Annotated in this window: 14 protein-coding genes; 4 read left to right on the forward strand and 10 right to left on the reverse strand. The window is 66.7% G+C overall.

Going from position 1 to position 15,577, the window contains the following annotated elements; translation table 11 throughout:
* Position 1 precedes the first annotated feature (1 nt).
* From BLS74_RS26375 to BLS74_RS26390, 4 genes are read right to left on the reverse strand one after another with little or no spacing between them, the layout of a single operon-like run.
* On the reverse strand, positions 2-754 hold the full coding sequence (locus BLS74_RS26375) for an HAD-IA family hydrolase (RefSeq protein WP_093110123.1): 753 nt from the start codon (positions 752-754) through the stop codon (positions 2-4).
* Positions 751-1,659 (reverse strand): CbbX protein, encoded by a 909-nt coding sequence (gene cbbX / locus BLS74_RS26380; RefSeq protein ID WP_093110124.1) that lies wholly within the window; start codon positions 1,657-1,659, stop codon positions 751-753. Before cbbX ends, BLS74_RS26375 begins: the two co-directional genes overlap by 4 nt.
* 15 nt (positions 1,660-1,674) lie before the next feature.
* Positions 1,675-2,094 carry a ribulose bisphosphate carboxylase small subunit gene (locus BLS74_RS26385; protein ID WP_093110125.1) on the reverse strand — a complete coding sequence of 140 codons (420 nt, stop codon included), beginning with the start codon at positions 2,092-2,094 and terminating at the stop codon, positions 1,675-1,677.
* A gap of 24 nt (positions 2,095-2,118) precedes the next feature.
* Complete coding sequence (locus tag BLS74_RS26390) at positions 2,119-3,576, reverse strand: form I ribulose bisphosphate carboxylase large subunit (protein ID WP_348272440.1); 1,458 nt, start codon at positions 3,574-3,576, stop codon at positions 2,119-2,121.
* 128 nt (positions 3,577-3,704) lie between these two features.
* Here BLS74_RS26390 and BLS74_RS26395 point away from each other — a divergent pair, with 128 nt between their 5' ends.
* Positions 3,705-4,679, forward strand: a complete 975-nt coding sequence (locus BLS74_RS26395) for a LysR family transcriptional regulator (protein ID WP_093110127.1) — start codon at positions 3,705-3,707, stop codon at positions 4,677-4,679.
* A 14-nt stretch (positions 4,680-4,693) separates the two neighbouring features.
* On the opposite strand, the gene BLS74_RS26400 is transcribed toward BLS74_RS26395, so the two are convergent.
* The 6 genes from BLS74_RS26400 to BLS74_RS26425 are packed head-to-tail and all read right to left on the reverse strand — an operon-like array spanning position 4,694 to position 11,840.
* The gene (locus BLS74_RS26400) at positions 4,694-6,988 is read right to left on the reverse strand and encodes a TonB-dependent receptor (protein ID WP_244504003.1); all 2,295 of its coding nucleotides are present in this window, start codon (positions 6,986-6,988) and stop codon (positions 4,694-4,696) included.
* A 16-nt stretch (positions 6,989-7,004) separates the two neighbouring features.
* Positions 7,005-8,000 carry a tripartite tricarboxylate transporter substrate binding protein gene (locus BLS74_RS26405; protein ID WP_093110128.1) on the reverse strand — a complete coding sequence of 332 codons (996 nt, stop codon included), beginning with the start codon at positions 7,998-8,000 and terminating at the stop codon, positions 7,005-7,007.
* A 58-nt stretch (positions 8,001-8,058) separates the two neighbouring features.
* On the reverse strand, positions 8,059-8,937 hold the full coding sequence (locus BLS74_RS26410) for an ABC transporter permease (RefSeq protein WP_093110129.1): 879 nt from the start codon (positions 8,935-8,937) through the stop codon (positions 8,059-8,061).
* Positions 8,919-10,097 carry a type 1 periplasmic-binding domain-containing protein gene (locus BLS74_RS26415; protein WP_093110130.1) on the reverse strand — a complete coding sequence of 393 codons (1,179 nt, stop codon included), beginning with the start codon at positions 10,095-10,097 and terminating at the stop codon, positions 8,919-8,921. The genes BLS74_RS26410 and BLS74_RS26415 overlap by 19 nt, the downstream gene beginning before the upstream one ends.
* Positions 10,094-11,089 (reverse strand): PQQ-dependent catabolism-associated beta-propeller protein, encoded by a 996-nt coding sequence (locus BLS74_RS26420; protein WP_093110131.1) that lies wholly within the window; start codon positions 11,087-11,089, stop codon positions 10,094-10,096. The genes BLS74_RS26415 and BLS74_RS26420 overlap by 4 nt, the downstream gene beginning before the upstream one ends.
* Positions 11,090-11,126: 37 nt before the next feature.
* Positions 11,127-11,840 carry an ABC transporter ATP-binding protein gene (locus BLS74_RS26425; protein WP_093110132.1) on the reverse strand — a complete coding sequence of 238 codons (714 nt, stop codon included), beginning with the start codon at positions 11,838-11,840 and terminating at the stop codon, positions 11,127-11,129.
* Positions 11,841-12,339: 499 nt separating this feature from the next.
* Between BLS74_RS26425 and BLS74_RS26430 the strand changes: the two genes are divergently transcribed.
* From BLS74_RS26430 to BLS74_RS26440, 3 genes are all read left to right on the forward strand, one after another.
* Positions 12,340-14,169: a methanol/ethanol family PQQ-dependent dehydrogenase gene (locus BLS74_RS26430; protein ID WP_093110133.1), complete on the forward strand. Its 1,830-nt coding sequence runs from the start codon at positions 12,340-12,342 to the stop codon at positions 14,167-14,169.
* Between the two features lie 99 nt (positions 14,170-14,268).
* On the forward strand, positions 14,269-14,673 hold the full coding sequence (locus BLS74_RS26435; protein ID WP_093110134.1) for a c-type cytochrome: 405 nt from the start codon (positions 14,269-14,271) through the stop codon (positions 14,671-14,673).
* On the forward strand, positions 14,670-15,560 hold the full coding sequence (locus tag BLS74_RS26440) for a substrate-binding domain-containing protein (protein WP_093110135.1): 891 nt from the start codon (positions 14,670-14,672) through the stop codon (positions 15,558-15,560). The genes BLS74_RS26435 and BLS74_RS26440 overlap by 4 nt, the downstream gene beginning before the upstream one ends.
* Positions 15,561-15,577: the final 17 nt, after the last annotated feature.

Raw genomic sequence — 15,577 nt, forward strand, 5'->3', positions numbered from 1 at the left:
CTCATTCCCCCCGGTAGAGCGCTTGAACCGCATTCAGCAGCGGCACAGCAGTGGCCCTGCGCGTGAGTTCCTCAACGCTGAGCCATGCGTCTGCGAGACTGGGCAGGACCAGCCCGGCGCCGCTGAAGTCGCCGCCTTCGGTCCAGAAGGTGGGTGTGACCAGCGTCCAAAGGCCGGCAGCGACGGCCGAGCGCACTCCGTTGGGCGAGTCCTCGACGGCGATCGCCCGCTCGGGCGCCACGCCCATGGTGTCGAGCGCGAGCCGGTAGATGTCGGGCGCAGGCTTCTTCGCGCGCACCTGGTCGCCGCAGGCGATCACGTCGAACATCGACAAGCCGCCCGGGCCCAGCGTCGCCAGCAGCAAGGCGTCGATGTTGACGGCCGTCGTGGTGCTGGCGATCGCCAGGCGCAAGCCGGCGCCGAGCGCCTCGTCGAGCAGACGCGCCACGCCGGGACGCAGTTCGATGCCGCCCTGCCGCGCGATCTCGGTGTAGTGCCGCGTCTTCGCGGCGTGGAGCTCCGGCACCCGCTCGTGCAGGCGCTTCTTCTCGGAGGCGCTCGAGGCCAGGCCATCGATGTAGGCCCTCAGCCGCTCCTTGCCGCCCGTCACCGCGAGCAGGGCCCGGTACTCGGAGCGCTCCCAGCGCCAGTCCAGGCCGAGCTCTTCGAAGGCCAGGTTGAAGGCGCGGCGATGCACCTCCTCGGTGTCGGCCAGGGTGCCGTCGACGTCGAACACGAGGGCTTCGATGCTCATAAGGCAAGCTCCGTGCTCATGCGTGCGCTCGGGTCGAACACGCGGCTCGCCAGGATGTCCTGCGCTTCCAGCGTGCAGAGCTGTTCGCGCGTCAGGGTCTCTTCGCTGCCGAACAGCCGCGTGGCGTGGCGCAGCCGGATGCGGTCGAGCGCATTGCGCACCGATCGCGCGTTGGCGAAATGCGGCTGCCGCCGGCGCAGGCTCACATAGCGCGCGAAGGTGGATGCCGCGCCGTCGTCGAAGCTGTAGTTCAGCCGCTTGAGCATCAGCTGCGCGATCTGCATCAGTTCGGCCTCGCTGTAGTCCGGGAAATCGATGTGATGCGCGATGCGCGAGGCCATGCCCGGATTGCTGCCGAAGAAGGTCTCCATGCGGTCCTTGTAGCCCGCAAGAATCACCACCAGGTCATCGCGCTGGTTCTCCATCACCTGCAGCAGGATCTCGATCGACTCCTGTCCGTAGTCGCGTTCGTTCTCCGGCCGGTACAGGTAGTACGCCTCGTCGATGAACAGCACGCCGCCCATCGCCTTCTTGATCACTTCCCGGGTCTTGGGCGCCGTATGGCCGATGAACTGGCCCACCAGGTCGTCGCGCGTCACCGCCACCAGATGGCCCTTGCGAACGTAGCCCAGCTGCTTGAGCACCTCGGCCATGCGCATCGCCACCGTGGTCTTGCCGGTGCCGGGATTGCCGGTGAAGGACATGTGCAGCGAGGGCGGCTGCGATTGCAGTCCTTGCGCCTGGCGCAGCCTGTCGATCAGCAGCAGCGCGGCGACGTCGCGGATGCGGCCCTTGACCGGCGCCAGGCCGATCAGCTCGGCATCGAGCTGGTCGAGCAGGGCCTTCACGCCCGAGGACTCGAAGAGCTGCCTCGGCGCGGTGGCGGTGGACTGGGCGGTATCCATGCGGGTGGCTTCGCCTCAGTACCGCGCGCCTTCGGGCCGCGCCTGCACGGCGTAGCTCTCGATGCTGTAGCGGATGGTGCGGCCCGGCTCCTCGGTGCGGATCAGGCGGAAGCCCGGCTCGTTGGCCGGCCGGTTGACGATGAAGGACATCACCACCGACTCGGTCCCGTGGGTCGAGTCGAATGCCATGACGCGGATGTACTGCTGCGCGAAGGTCTTGCGGCAGGCCGCGAGCTCGAGCATGACGCCGGCCGGATCCTGGATGTCGAACATCGGGTTGCCGAACATTTCCCAGAAGGTGTTGCGCGGGTGCGGGTCGTCCGTGTATTCGATGCCGAGTGCCCAGCCCTTGCCGAGGCAATACTCGACCTGCCGGCGGATCTGCTCGTCGCTCAGGTCGGGCAGGAATGAAAAGGTGCCTTGCGTGATTCGCATGTCTGTCTCTCCTCGTGGACCGGTTCAGGCCACCGACGGCGTCGGCACATAGTCGGACGTGTCGGTGGAGGCGTAGTTGAAAGAGATCTCGCCCCAGGTATCGAGCGCCGCCGCCAGCGGTGTGCACCACCGGGCCGCGTCGCGCAGGATCTGCGGCCCCTCGTTGGCGATGTCGCGGCCCTCGTTGCGCGCCAGCACCATGGCTTCCAGCGCCACGCGGTTGGCGGTCGCCCCAGCCTGTATGCCTTGCGGGTGCCCGATGGTGCCGCCGCCGAACTGCAGCACCACGTCGTCGCCGAACAGGTCCAGCAGCTGGTGCATCTGGCCGGCGTGGATGCCGCCCGAGGCCACCGGCATCACCTTGCGCAGCGCGCCCCAGTCCTGGTCGAAATAGATGCCGCGCGGCAGGTCCACCTTGGTGTGCGTATCGCGGCAGACGTTGTAGTAGCCCTGCACCGTCATCGGGTCGCCCTCGAGCTTGCCGACCGCCGTGCCCGCGTGGATGTGGTCCACGCCCGCCAAGCGCATCCACTTGGCGATCACGCGGAAGCTCACGCCGTGGTTCTTCTGCCGCGTGTAGGTGCCGTGGCCGGCACGGTGCAGGTGCAGGATCATGTCGTTCTGCCGGCACCAGTTGCTCATCGACTGGATGGCCGTGTAGCCGATCACCAGGTCCACCATCACGATCACCGAGCCGAGTTCCTTGGCAAACTGCGCGCGGCGGTACATCTCTTCCATCGTCCCGGCCGTGATGTTCAGATAGCTGCCCTTGACCTCGCCCGTCGCCGCGCTCGCCTTGTTCACCGCATCCATCACGAACAGGAAGCGGTCGCGCCAGTGCATGAAGGGTTGCGAGTTGATGTTCTCGTCGTCCTTCATGAAGTCCAGGCCGCCGCGCAGGCCCTCGTACACCACCCGGCCGTAGTTGCGCCCGGACAGGCCCAGCTTCGGCTTGGTCGTGGCGCCCAGCAGGGGACGTCCGAACTTGTCGAGCCGCTCGCGTTCCACCACGATGCCGGTCGGCGGCCCGGCGAAGGTCTTGACGTAGGCGACCGGAAAGCGCATGTCCTCCAGCCGAGCGGCCTTCAGCGGCTTGAAGCTGAAGACGTTGCCGATGATGGAGGCCGTCACGTTGGTGATCGAGCCTTCCTCGAACAGCGACAGGTCGTAGGCCACGTAGCAGAAGTACTGCCCCGGATTGTTGGGCACCGGCTCGACCTTGTAGGCCTTGGCGCGGTACATGTCGCAGGCGGTGAGCCGGTCGGTCCACACCACGGTCCAGGTCGCGGTGGACGATTCGCCGGCCACCGCCGCGGCGGCCTCGATGGCGTCCACGCCTTCCTGCGGCGTGATGCGAAACAGCGCCAGGATGTCCGTGTCCTTCGGCTGGTAGTCGCCGTCCCAGTAGCCCATCTGTGCGTACTTCAGCACACCGGCCGAGTACCGCTTCTTGGCATCGGTGATCTGCGTTGCTTCGTTCATGTTGCCCATGGATTCGCCTCTAGAGATGAATGGATTCGTGCTGTCGGTGAGGAGAATGTAGGACTCGCCAACGATTAGGAAAAATTAAATCTTTTGACATTGACATGTGGCAAATCTAATATCGTCCGATGCCCCTTTCCAAGCACGCAAGCTTTCGCCAGCTCAACACCTTCCACGCGGTGGCCCGGCTCGGCAGCGTGTCGCTGGCGGCCGACGAGATGCACCTGACCCAGCCCGCGGTATCGATCCAGATCGGCACGCTCGAGGAATCGGCCGGCACGCCGCTGCTGCAGCGCACCGGCCGCGGCATCCGGCTGACCGAGGCCGGCGAGCTGCTGGCAGGCTATGCGGGGCGCATCCTCGACCTGTGGCGCGAGGCCGGCGAGGAAATGGCCACGCTGCAGGGCGTCTTCTCGGGAACGCTGCGCGTCGGCGCCATCACCACCGCCGAATACCTGCTGCCGCCCATCCTGGTGAACTTCGCCAAGGAGCACCCGAAGGTGAAGCTCAAGCTGCAGGTCGGCAATCGCGACGAAATCGTGCGCATGCTCGCGGGCCAGGAGATCGACGTCGCGATCATGGGCCGCCCGCCCGCCGAGCTGAAGACCGATTCGAGCGCCTTCGCCAAGCACCCGATGGCCTTTCTCGCGGCGCCCGGCCATCCGCTGATGTCGGCGCCCAAGCCCAGCCTCGCCCTCCTGTCGGACACGCGCATGCTGGTGCGCGAGCGCGGCTCGGGCACGCGCACCACGGTCGAGCGCTTCTTCAAGGACAACGGCCTGCCGCTGCGCATCGGCTCCGAGCTGTCGAGCAACGAGGCCATCAAGCAGATGTGCGCCGCGGGCTTCGGCATCGCCTTCCTGTCGATGCACACCTGCGTGCTCGAGATGAACGCGGGCCTGCTCGGCCTCCTGCCCGTGGCGGGCAATCCGATCGTGCGGGACTGGTACGTCATGCACCTCGCGTCGCGGCAATTGCCGCAGGTCGCGCTCGCCTTCGAGGACTATCTGCGTACGCATGGCCAGGCCCAGATCCAGCAGCAGCTCGGCCATCTGCCGGCGGCGCGCAAGCCGGCGCGCAAACGCAGCGCGCTGCGCGGCTGAGAACGAATCCGCGCTCAGGAGCCAAGCTGCATCCGCACGCCGAGCCACATCGCGCGCGGCGCGCCCGGGGCCACGAATTGCTCGTTACGCCATGCATCGGGCGGCAGCACCGCGCCGCCGGCGTCGAAGCCGTTGCGGCCGAGCTGGCCGGCGCTGGCATAGCGACGGTTGAACACGTTCGCCACCTTGGCGAAGAGTTCGACGCTGCGGCCCAGCTTCCAGCTCGTCGTGAGATCGAGCAGCGCATAGCCGCCCACGTAGCCGGTGCCGCTGAATTCGACCCCGTCGGGCGTGTGTGCGCCGTTATCGTTGCCGCGTACGGATCGCCGCGAGTAGGCGCGGTATTGGGCTCCCAGCGTCCAGGCCGGCGTCACCCGCCAGTCGACGTTGAACTTGAGATGGTGGGCGGGCAAACCAGGCAGCCGATCGCCGCGACGCACCGCGATCTCGCCTTCGCCGCCGCACGCGGAGCTGGTTTCGGCGCTGCTGTTGGATTCGGACACCAGGCACGCCGGAGAGTCGTATCTCGCCTGCAGGTAGCTGTAGGACAAGGACCATGTCAGCGGGTCCGTCCGCTGCTCGAGTCCGAGTTCCACGCCCCGGCGCAATGTGCGCCCGAAGTTTGTGAAGTAGCCGCGCGACAGCCCGCTGCTGACGAACAGCAGATCGTCTTTGTTCAGGGTGCGAAAGACCGAGGCGTTCCAGCTCAGGCCCGGCGCGAAAGTGCCTCGCAACCCGGCCTCGAGCGTCTGCGACACCACCTGCTTGAGGGGCGGGTCGGACTGCAGCGCATTCGGCAGCACGCAGGCGTTTTGCGGATCGGAGCAGCCCAGCTCGATCGGGCTCGGCGCACGGCTGCCCTGGCTCCAGCCGCCATAGGCCGTGAGCCGCGGTGTGGCCTGCCAGGTGAGGCCGGCCGCCGGATTGAACTTGCGGTAGCGGCCCTCGCCGTCGAGCTGCGTGGGAAGCCCGAGCAAGGCTCGCCCCTCGTCGCGGGTCGTCACAAGGGTGTCGTTGTAGCGGCCCGAGAGGCTGAGCTGCAGGTCGGGCCTGAGCGTCACCAGGTCGTGGAAGTAGATGCTGGCCGTGCGGCTCTTGCCCGCCAGCAGCGCGTCGACCTCGGCTTCTTCCAGCGGCACCACCGAACGCGTCGCGTCGAGGAAGCCTTCGGCCTCGGTCTGCGCGAAGCGCGTGCGCGCCCGGTCGACGGAAGCGCCGAAGGTGAAGCGATGAATGCTCGCGCTGACCGTCGACTGCAGCGCCAGGCCTTCGCCGTGCTGCCGCGTCCTCGTCCGGTTCTCCACGCCCGACTCCTCGACGTCGGGCGGATCGAAGTCGTTGTTCAAGTCGCCATTGAGCGTCGAGTAGCGCGAGCGCCGCGTGTACGCCGTCATCGAGATCGTCTGCACGTCGCTCAGCTGGTAGCTGGCATTGAGCGTCAGCATCGACATCCGGTTGTCGGTGCGGTCCGGCCGCGTGTAGACCTGCTTGCGGTTCTGCATGAGCATGGACTCGGGCAGCAGGCCGTTGCCTACCAGCTGGTTGTCGCCATGGGTGAAGCTCAGGTCCCAGGAAAGCTTTCCGCGGTCCTGCCCCACCTTGGCGAAGAGCTGGCGCACGCGCGAGGGCGAGTGGTCGCGCCAGCCGTCTTCGTTGAGGCCGGCGAGCGCCAGGAACAGATGCCCGTCATCGCCCAGCTTGCGCCCGTGCGTGAGCTCGGTGCTCACCCGGCCGAAGGAGCCGGCCTGCAGCTCGAGCTCGGTGCCGGGATGCGTGTCGCCGCGCTTGGTCTGCAGCGACAGCGCGCCGCCGAGCGTGTTGAGGCCGAACAGGGGGTTGGAGCCCGGCAGCAGCGTGATGCTGGAGATCGCCGCCTTGGGGATCAGATCCCAGTTCACCACGTCGCCGAAGGGTTCGTTGATGCGCACGCCGTCCTGGTACACCGACAGGCCCTGCGGCGTTCCGAGCAAGGGGCCCGCGGTGAAGCCTCGGTAGTTCACGTCCAGCTGGTAGGGATTGCCCTGGATCTCGTTGACGCTGACGCTCGGCAAGCGGGTGGCCATGAAGTCCGGCAGATTCAGGCTCTGCGCGCGGCGCAGCTGCGCGTCGTCGGCGGTTTGCACGTTGGACGGGATCTGGTCCTTGGGCACCTCGATGCCGGGCACGGGCGTGGTGCCCACCACTTCCACGGTGGGCAATGCGGCCACTGGCGCGGCTTGCGCCTGTGCCTGCGATTGCATCGGGCAGGCCGCCGCAGCGACGGCCAGCCCGATCAGCCGGCGGGTGGTCTTCTGGTTCGGTTGGCTCATCGGTGCGATTTCCTGTTCAGCTGCCGGCGCGGGCAAGGCCCAGCTTGTCCACCATGGCGCGCTCCTGCGCGAAGATCTCGCGGCAGGACTGCGCGTAGGCCTCGGGGCCGAGGTAATCGATCTCCTGGTCGTACTTGGCCAGCTCGTCCTTGAAGCGCTGGTCGAACATGGCCTTCTTGAAGGCCTCGTGCAGCACCGTCACCACCCCGGGCGGCAGGCCGCGCGGCCCGGCCAGGCCGAAGGGCGACTTGGCCACGATGTCGAAGCCGAGCTCGCGCAGCACCGGCACCTCGGGCCAGCGCTTCGAGCGCTCGGCGCCGAAGGTCACCAGCAGCCGCAGCGTGCCCGTATCGACCGCCGGCCCGAAGCCGGTGGAATTGACGCCGGCCATCACCTGCCCACCGGCGATCGCGTTCAACTGTTCGGCCGTGCCCTTGTACGGCACGTGGATGTAGCGCAGGCCGCGGGCAGTCAACAGCTCCTCGAGCACCATGTGCGGCGTGGTGCCGATGCCGTTGGTGGCGATGGTCAGCTCGCCGGGACGCGCGCGTGCGAATGCGAACAGATCGTCGAGCGAACGGATGCGACTGGCGGCCGCAGCCAGCACGCCGAAGGTGACGCCGGAAACCTGAATGATCGGCGTCACGTCGCGAATCGGGTCCCACAACACCTTCTGCGTGTGCGGCACGCGAAAAACCGGCTGCGGCATCTGGGCGACGGTGTAGCCGTCAGGCCGCGCCTGCTGCAGCACCGGCATCGCCAGCGTGCCGCCGGCGCCGCCGCGGTTTTCGGTGAGGACCGGCTGGCCGAGCCAGACCGAGGCCAGTTCGGCGAGCAGCCGCAGCGACACGTCGGTCGCGCCGCCGGCGGGCCAAGGCACCCACAGCGTGACGGGGCGCGAAGGAAAGATTTCGGGGGAAGCCATCGCGCCGCCCAGCGGCAGCGCGCCCAGCGCCAGTGCGGCGGCCCGCCGCAGCCAGCCGCGCCGGTCGATGCGATCGTGCAGTCTCATTGGATAACCTCCGTGCTCCGCACTGCGGTGCGAGCCCCTTCGGGCGGCCGGGCGGGGCTCATGTGCCCCCTCCCCGCTTGGTCAGGCCGCCGAAGCCGCGCTGCGGGTCGTAGCCCCAGCAAGCCAGGCCGAAGAAGACGATCAGGCAGCCCAACACGACATAGGGCGCGAGGCCCGGGTCCTTGCCATAGAGCGCGAAGCGGATCCACTCCACCGCGTAGGTGAAGGGATTGAAGCGCGCCAGCTGGTACACCCACTCGGCCCCCGACTCCTGCAACTTCCACAGCGGGTAGAGCGCGGTCGACAGGAAGTACATCGGGAAGATGACGAAGTTCATCGTGCCGGCGAAGTTTTCCAGTTGCTTGATGTGCACCGACAGCAGCAGCCCGAGCGCGCCCAGCATGAGCGCGCCGGCCGCCAGCGCCGCGAGCGCATGCAGGCCGGCGAGCGACAGCAGCGGCACTTCGGTGCCGATCAGGGCGGCCACCACCACGAACGCGAGCGCCTGCAGCACCGACAGCAGCGCGGTGGCGCACAGCTTGGAGAACAGCAGCCAGGGCCGCGGCAGCGGCGCGGTAAGCAGCAGGCGCATCAGGCCCATCTCGCGGTCGTAGACCATCGCGAGCGACGACTGCATGCCGTTGAACAGCAGCACCATGCCGACCAGCCCGGGCACGATGTACACGTCGTAGGGAATGTAGGTGTCGTAGGGCTCGACGATCGCGACGCCGAAGACGTTGCGAAAGCCCGCGGCGAAGACGGCAAGCCACAGCAACGGGCGCACCAGCGCCGACACCAGCCGCCCGGTCTGCTGCGAGAACTTGTACAGCTCGCGCAGCACGATGGCGCGCATCGCCTGCAAGGCGTGGCCCAGCCCGCGCCGCGCCAGTGGCTCGGCACTCGCGCTCTCCGGCGTTTTCAGCGCGCGCTCGGACATAGCTTCTCCGGTGCATCGGCGCCAAGCGTGTCGAGCACGTTGCGCGGATGCAGTACGCCGTCGGCCGGTGCCTGCGCGATCACGCCCTGCCCGTCGCTCAGCAGCATGGGCTGGCGCAGCTGGCCATCCCAGGCGCGGAAGCTCAGGCCGGTGCCCTTGGAACCGTCCAGCGAGCTCTTCGCCACGGCCTGCGCCCAGGCCGCATTCGGCCCCTTGGGCGCGGCGATGGCCGCGGCCGTCAGCGTCTTGCCGGCCATCCACGCGGCCCAGTCGTGCGCCGTCATCGGCCGCTTCGTGGCCTTGGCGAAACGCCGCGCGACCTGCGGCGCGCCGTAGCGCTCGAACTGCGCGTGCCAGGCCAGCGCCAACAGGCCACCGTCACCCACGACCGGGCGCGGCAGCACGGTGCGATAAGGCAGCGTGCGGGCGAATTCGCCGTCGCTGTCGACCACCCAGACGGCGTCGTAGCTGCTGCCGGCCGTCAGCAGCAGCGGGTTGGCCAGGTCGCGCTCGCGCGGGTCCGCCGACAGCTTGAAGGGTTTGCTGCCCACCAGTTGCAGCCCGTAGCGTTTGATCGACGCCTGCGCGGTCGCCGCACGCGAGGCATCCTGCGGGCTGCCGCCCACCAGCAGGAGCAGCTTGCTCCATTTGCGCGACACCAGCGTCTGGGCCAGCGCATCGCTGCGCATGCGCTCGCTGGGAATCAGATGGAACAGTCGCGCGCGGCAGTCTTGCTGGCGCAACCGGTCGGACGCGTCGCTCAGGTTCAGCACCGGCAACTTCACGGCATCGGCCACCGCCAGTGTCCATTCGGCAGGTAGGTCGGTCAGCAGCACCGCGGCGCCGTTCTTCTCGGCCGCCACGGCCGCCGCGCGCGCCGCATCGACCGAAGCGGCCGGCACGCTGGCCAGGGCCACCTCCGCGCCCGCGGCTTCCAGCTCGAACCTGGCCTCATCGACGGCCAGCTCGAGGCCCTCTGCGAGCGGTCCGCCCGGATGCCCGAGGTAGGCGCGCTCGACGCGCGAACGCTCCAGGCGCGCATCGTCTGCGGGCGTGATCAGGGTGGCCTTGAGCACCGCCGCGGCCGCCGGCGCAGCGTCGATCAGAACTGCCGCCAGCGACGCGAGCGCAAGCCAGGATACCGGTGTGCGCTTCCTCATTCCACGATCACGAGTCCATAAGGCACGCGTCCAACCGGAACGCTCTTGATCGCCTTGGCGAGCGCCACGTCGACCACCGTCACGTCGTCGCTCAGCCCGTTGACGACGTAAAGCCGCGCCTCTGCCTTGTCGAGCGTGACGTTCCAGGCACGCTTGCCGACCAGCACCAGCGAGGCGACCTTGCGGCTCCCCACGTCGACGAAGGCGACGTGGTTCGCGCGCCCGAGCCCGACGAAGGCCCGCCGGCCGTCCTTCGTGATCTGGATACCCACGGGCGTGATGTCCTCGGCGCGCGCGCCCTTGAGCTCGAACTTCAAGGTGGCGATCACCTCGTGCGTGGCGGTCGAGACGATGCTGACGCTGGCGCCCAACTCGTTGGTGACCCACAGCTCCTTGCCGTCGGGCGTGATCGCCATGCGCCGCGGCCGCTTGCCGACCCGGATGTTCTTGGTGACCTTGCCGCTGGCGGTGTCGATCACGTGCACCAGGCTCGCCACCTCTGAGGTGACGTACAGGGTCTTGCCATCGGCACTCACCTTGACGCCTTCCGGTTCCGCGCCCACCTTCACGGAGCGCAGCTTCTTGCCGCTGGCCGCGTCGATGAAGCTGGCCTCGCCCGCGTCTTCGTTGGAGACATAGATGACCTTGCCGTCGGGCGACAGATCGAAGGCCTCGGGCTCGTCGCCCAGCGGGATGCGCCGCACCGACTTGCCGCTGGCAGGGTCGATCAGGTCGGCCTCGTTCGAGTCGGTGCAGGCGACCATCAGCTGGCGCTCGGGCGTCAGCTGGATGTGGCGCGCGCGCTTGCAGGTGGGGATCGTGCCCTTCACCGCCAGCGTCCCCAGGTCGATCACAGTCAGCGCGCTATCTTTCTCGCTGGACACGTAGGCGGCGCCCTGCGCCAGCACGGCCTGGCTCGCGGCCGCCAGCGCCAGTGCGCCGGCGGCGGCGCGAAGCCGCGTGCGCAGGATCGGACGAGAAGGTCTTGGCATACATGTCTCCATCTTTTGTTTTCGGGATTTTCACGTTTCAAGTTGTGCGCGCGATGAAGCCCTCTTCCAGCGTGTCGCCGCCGAGCAGCCGGCTCACCTGCGCCGGCGTGCCGTCCGCCAGCAGCGCTCCCTTGTGCAGCACGAGCACGCGGTCGGCTTCCTCGGCTTCGTCCACCCGATGCGTCGCCCACAACACGCACACCCCGCGCTCGCGCACGTCCGCGCGCAAGGCGGCCAGCAGATCCTGGCGCGATTTCGGATCCAGCCCGACCGTGGCTTCGTCCATCAACAGAACGGCCGGACGATGCAAACCCGCGCGCGCGAGCTCGACCTTGCGCCGGTTGCCGCCCGACAGCTCGCGCACCTTGCGGTCCAGATCTGCGTCGATGTTCAAGCGCTCGCAGGCCGACGCAATGCGCTCCTGCGCCAGCCGCCGCGGAAGGCCATGCAGGTCGGCCTGGAACAACAGGTTGCGCCGGATGCTGAGGTCGAGATCGAGCGACATCTGCTGAAACACGACGCCGATATGCCTGAGCGCAGCGGTCGCGGAATGGCGCAGCGAATGGCCTGCCACTTCGACCTCGCCTTCGTCAGCGGCGAACATGCCGGTCAGGACCTGGAACAGCGTCGACTTGCCGGCGCCGTTGGGCCCCAGCAGCGCCACGAACTGACCCGCAGGCAGACCTAAGGACAACGACTGCAGGGCCGTGCGCGTGCCATAGCGCTTGGTTAAGTCAATGGTTCGCAGCATGGAGGCAGAAGGGATTCGTCGAGCTGTCGTAGTTTCAATGATCAAGGGTATTTGCCGTTCGCTATCGATCCGCAAATTCTGTGCCTCTGCCCTTCGCAGGGTTTTCACCTGGAATCCGTCCTACACATTTGCCCGCGCAAGCGCCTTTGCAACCCATCGGCACTCGACATCCGTACTTGGCGCGAGACACTTTGCGTCAAATTTGGATGCGCATGCGGCGCATTGCCGCCGCGACGCGTGACGTGCGGCGCGGCGAAGGCATCCAACGCTGGGGATTTCCCTAGGTCCGATAGTCCTCTTGCAGCCCTCGAAAACCGGCATCCGCCGAAGAGACAGCGCACCCTGCCGATCGAACCCGCATCGGTGAGCTCGACGACTGCGTGGCGGCATGGTGGGCATGGATGTTGCGGTCCGCAGCCTTCGCCAAACCGATCGAATAGATCCGAAGGCTGCTGCCAATTCGTGTTCGATACCCACTGTCAAATGTGAGGAGACATTTATGAAATTTTCCAGGCAGATCGTCAGCCGTCTCGTGCGGCATGTCGGCGTCGCGATGCTTGCTCTTCCGGCCTTGGCGCTTGCCAATGCCGATGTAGAGAAGAACGTCGCGAACTCGAAGAACTGGGCGATGCAAGCGGGCGATATGTTCAACCAGCGCTACAGCAAGTTGAACCAGATCACCAAGAGCAACGTCGGCAAGATGCAGGTCGCATGGACCTTCTCTACCGGCGTGCTGCGCGGCCACGAGGGCTCGCCCCTGGTGGTCGACGGCACGATGTACCTGCACTCGCCGTTTCCGAACAAGGTGTTCGCGCTCGACGTCGAAACCCAGAAGATCCTGTGGAAGTACGAGCCGAAGCAGGATCAGTCGGTGATCGCGGTCATGTGTTGCGACACGGTGAACCGCGGCCTGGCCTATGCCGAGGGCAAGGTCTTCCTGCAACAGGCCGACACCACCCTGGTCGCACTCGACGCCAAGACCGGCAAGGTGGTGTGGTCGGTGAAGAACGGCGATCCGAAGGTCGGCGCCACCAACACCAACGCGCCCCATGTCTTCAAGGACAAGGTCATCACCGGCATCAGCGGCGGCGAGTTCGGCGTGCGTGGCTTCCTGGCTGCCTACAACATCAAGGATGGCAAGCTGGCCTGGAAAGGCTACAGCACCGGGCCGGACGAAGAGATGCTGATGGACCCCGGCAAGACCATGACCTGGACCGACGGCAAGCTCGCGCCGGTCGGCAAGGACTCTTCGCTGAAAACCTGGAAGGGCGACCAGTGGAAGATAGGCGGCGGCACCACCTGGGGCTGGTACAGCTACGACAAGGCCACCAACGCCGTGTACTACGGCACCGGCAACCCGTCGACCTGGAACCCTTCGCAGCGCCCCGGCGACAACAAGTGGTCGATGAGCATCTGGTCGCGCGACGTGGACACCGGCAAGGTCAACTGGGTGTACCAGATGACGCCGTTCGACGAATGGGACTTCGACGGCATCAATGAAATGATCCTGGCGGACATCAACGTCAAAGGCAAGCCGACCAAGGCGCTGGTGCACTTCGACCGCAACGGCTTCGCCTACACGCTGGACCGCGTGACCGGTGCGCTGCTGGTGGCCGAAAAATTCGACCCCAAGGTGAACTGGGCCTCGCACGTCGACATGAAGACCGGCCGGCCGCAGGTGGTGGCCAAGTACTCGACCGCGCAGAACGGTGCCGATGTCAATACCAAGGGCGTCTGCCCCGCGGCGCTGGGCAGCAAGGACCAGCAACCGGCTTCCTACGACCCCAACACCAAGCTCTTCTACGTGCCGACGAACCACGTCTGCATGGACTACGAGCCGTTCAAGGTCGAATACACGGCTGGCCAGCCCTACGTGGGCGCCACGCTCTCGATGTATCCCACGCCGAGCAGCCATGGCGGCATGGGCAACTACATCACCTGGGACGCCGGCACCGGCAAGATCGTGCAAAGCAAGGCGGAGAAGTTCTCGGTGTGGAGCGGTTCGCTGAACACCGCCGGCGGGATCTCCTGCTACGGCACGCTGGAGGGCTATCTCAAGTGCGTCGATGCCAAGGACATCAAGAAGGAGCTCTTCAAGTTCAAGACCCCGTCGGGCATCATCGGCAACGTGTTCACCTATGAGCACAAGGGCAAGCAGTTCATTGGCGTCCTCTCCGGCATCGGCGGCTGGGCCGGCATCGGCATGGCAGCGGGCATCGATCCAGAGAAGAGCACCGAAGGACTCGGCGCTGTCGGCGGCTACAAGGAGCTGAGCCAGTTCACCGAGCTCGGCGGTTCGCTGACCGTGTTCGCGCTGCCGAGCAACTGAGCCGCAAGCCACAAGCCGCGATGTGCGGGCGGGCCGGGAGAGCACTCATGAGAGGGCTCTCCCCTCTACTTTCCCAAAGATATCGGAGACCCAGGAGCCATGAAATTTCGTACGTCAACGTTGCTGCCGTCCCTTCTTCTGCTCGCCGGCGTGGCCTGCACAATGGCCGTCGCAGCGACAGACCCGGCGCCTTACAAAGTAACCGAGGGCTACAAGGTGGACCCGGAAACCATGAAGGGATTTCGCGCCTGGCGCTCCGCCGCCTGCGATCGCTGCCACGGTCCCAACCAGGAAGGCATGGTCGGCCCTTCTCTCATCAACAGCCTGAAGACGCTGAAGAAGGAAGAGTTCATCAAGATCGTGCGAGACGGAAAGCTCGACAAGGGCATGCAGAGCTTCGGCAACAACCCCGCGGTGATGGACAACATCAACCAGCTCTACGCCTACCTCAAGGGCCGATCCGACGGCGCGATCACCCGCGCCAGAGTGGAAGAAAACAAATGACCGTCCGGCAGCCCGCTGGCAGGCCCCGGCCCATCGGCGCCCGCCTGCGCGCGGGCGTCGTGGGCGCGGCATGCTGTTGCGCGCTGATTCCCGCCGTGGCCCAGGACACGCCGGCGCGCAAGGCGCTGCGCGTGTGCCAGGATCCGAACAACATGCCCTTCTCCAACACCAAGGGCGAGGGCATCGAGAACCGCATTGCCGAGCTGTTCGGCAAGGCGCTCGGACTTCCGGTGACCTACTACTCGTTCCCGCAGCGGCTGGCCTTCTTCCGCAACACGCTGCGCTTCAAGCTGCCGGGACAGGACTACCCCTGCGACATCGTGATGGGCGTGCCGGTCGGCCTCGACGAGGTCTCCGTCACCAAGCCCTACTACCGCTCGACCTATGCCCTGGTTTTCCCCAAGGGCAAGGGAATGGACCACGTTGCCTCTGCCGAGGATTTCCTCAAGCTCGATCCGGCCAAGCTGAAGGCGCTGCGCATCGGCATCTACGACCGCTCGCCGGCCTCGCAATGGCTCAACCGGCACGGACTGCTCGAACAAGGCGTGCCTTACAAGCTCATGAGCGCCGACCCGGCGCAGTATCCGGGCGAGATCGTCGAGCGGGACCTGGCCGAGGGCAAGCTCGACGCCGTCGTCGTCTGGGGTCCGATCGCCGGCTTCTTTGCCCAGCGCGTCAAGACGCCGGCCCTGGTCGTGGTGCCGCTGAAATCCGAAAAGGGAATCCGGCTCGACTACCAGATGGCCATGGGCGTGCGCTACGGCGAACGCGAATGGAAGCAGCAGGTCGAGGGGCTGATCGAATCCAAGGCGCCCGAGATCCAGGCGATCCTCAAGGAATACGGGGTCCCGCTGGTCGATGCATCGTTCGGGGCGCCCAATAACTAGAGCCTGAACAGGCTCCA

Source organism: Variovorax sp. CF079 (assembly GCF_900101545.1).
Classification (GTDB): domain Bacteria; phylum Pseudomonadota; class Gammaproteobacteria; order Burkholderiales; family Burkholderiaceae_C; genus Variovorax.

Coding starts and splice junctions, on each gene's coding strand:
- BLS74_RS26430 (WP_093110133.1), top strand. CDS start 12,340: ATGAAATTTTCCAGGCAGATCGTCAGCCGTCTCGTGCGGCATGTCGGC.
- BLS74_RS26425 (WP_093110132.1), bottom strand. CDS start 11,840: ATGCTGCGAACCATTGACTTAACCAAGCGCTATGGCACGCGCACGGCC.
- BLS74_RS26405 (WP_093110128.1), bottom strand. CDS start 8,000: ATGAGACTGCACGATCGCATCGACCGGCGCGGCTGGCTGCGGCGGGCC.
- BLS74_RS26395 (WP_093110127.1), top strand. CDS start 3,705: ATGCCCCTTTCCAAGCACGCAAGCTTTCGCCAGCTCAACACCTTCCAC.
- BLS74_RS26435 (WP_093110134.1), top strand. CDS start 14,269: ATGAAATTTCGTACGTCAACGTTGCTGCCGTCCCTTCTTCTGCTCGCC.
- BLS74_RS26440 (WP_093110135.1), top strand. CDS start 14,670: ATGACCGTCCGGCAGCCCGCTGGCAGGCCCCGGCCCATCGGCGCCCGC.
- BLS74_RS26400 (WP_244504003.1), bottom strand. CDS start 6,988: ATGAGCCAACCGAACCAGAAGACCACCCGCCGGCTGATCGGGCTGGCC.
- BLS74_RS26415 (WP_093110130.1), bottom strand. CDS start 10,097: ATGAGGAAGCGCACACCGGTATCCTGGCTTGCGCTCGCGTCGCTGGCG.
- BLS74_RS26390 (WP_348272440.1), bottom strand. CDS start 3,576: ATGAACGAAGCAACGCAGATCACCGATGCCAAGAAGCGGTACTCGGCC.
- BLS74_RS26375 (WP_093110123.1), bottom strand. CDS start 754: ATGAGCATCGAAGCCCTCGTGTTCGACGTCGACGGCACCCTGGCCGAC.
- BLS74_RS26410 (WP_093110129.1), bottom strand. CDS start 8,937: ATGTCCGAGCGCGCGCTGAAAACGCCGGAGAGCGCGAGTGCCGAGCCA.
- BLS74_RS26420 (WP_093110131.1), bottom strand. CDS start 11,089: ATGCCAAGACCTTCTCGTCCGATCCTGCGCACGCGGCTTCGCGCCGCC.
- BLS74_RS26385 (WP_093110125.1), bottom strand. CDS start 2,094: ATGCGAATCACGCAAGGCACCTTTTCATTCCTGCCCGACCTGAGCGAC.
- cbbX (WP_093110124.1), bottom strand. CDS start 1,659: ATGGATACCGCCCAGTCCACCGCCACCGCGCCGAGGCAGCTCTTCGAG.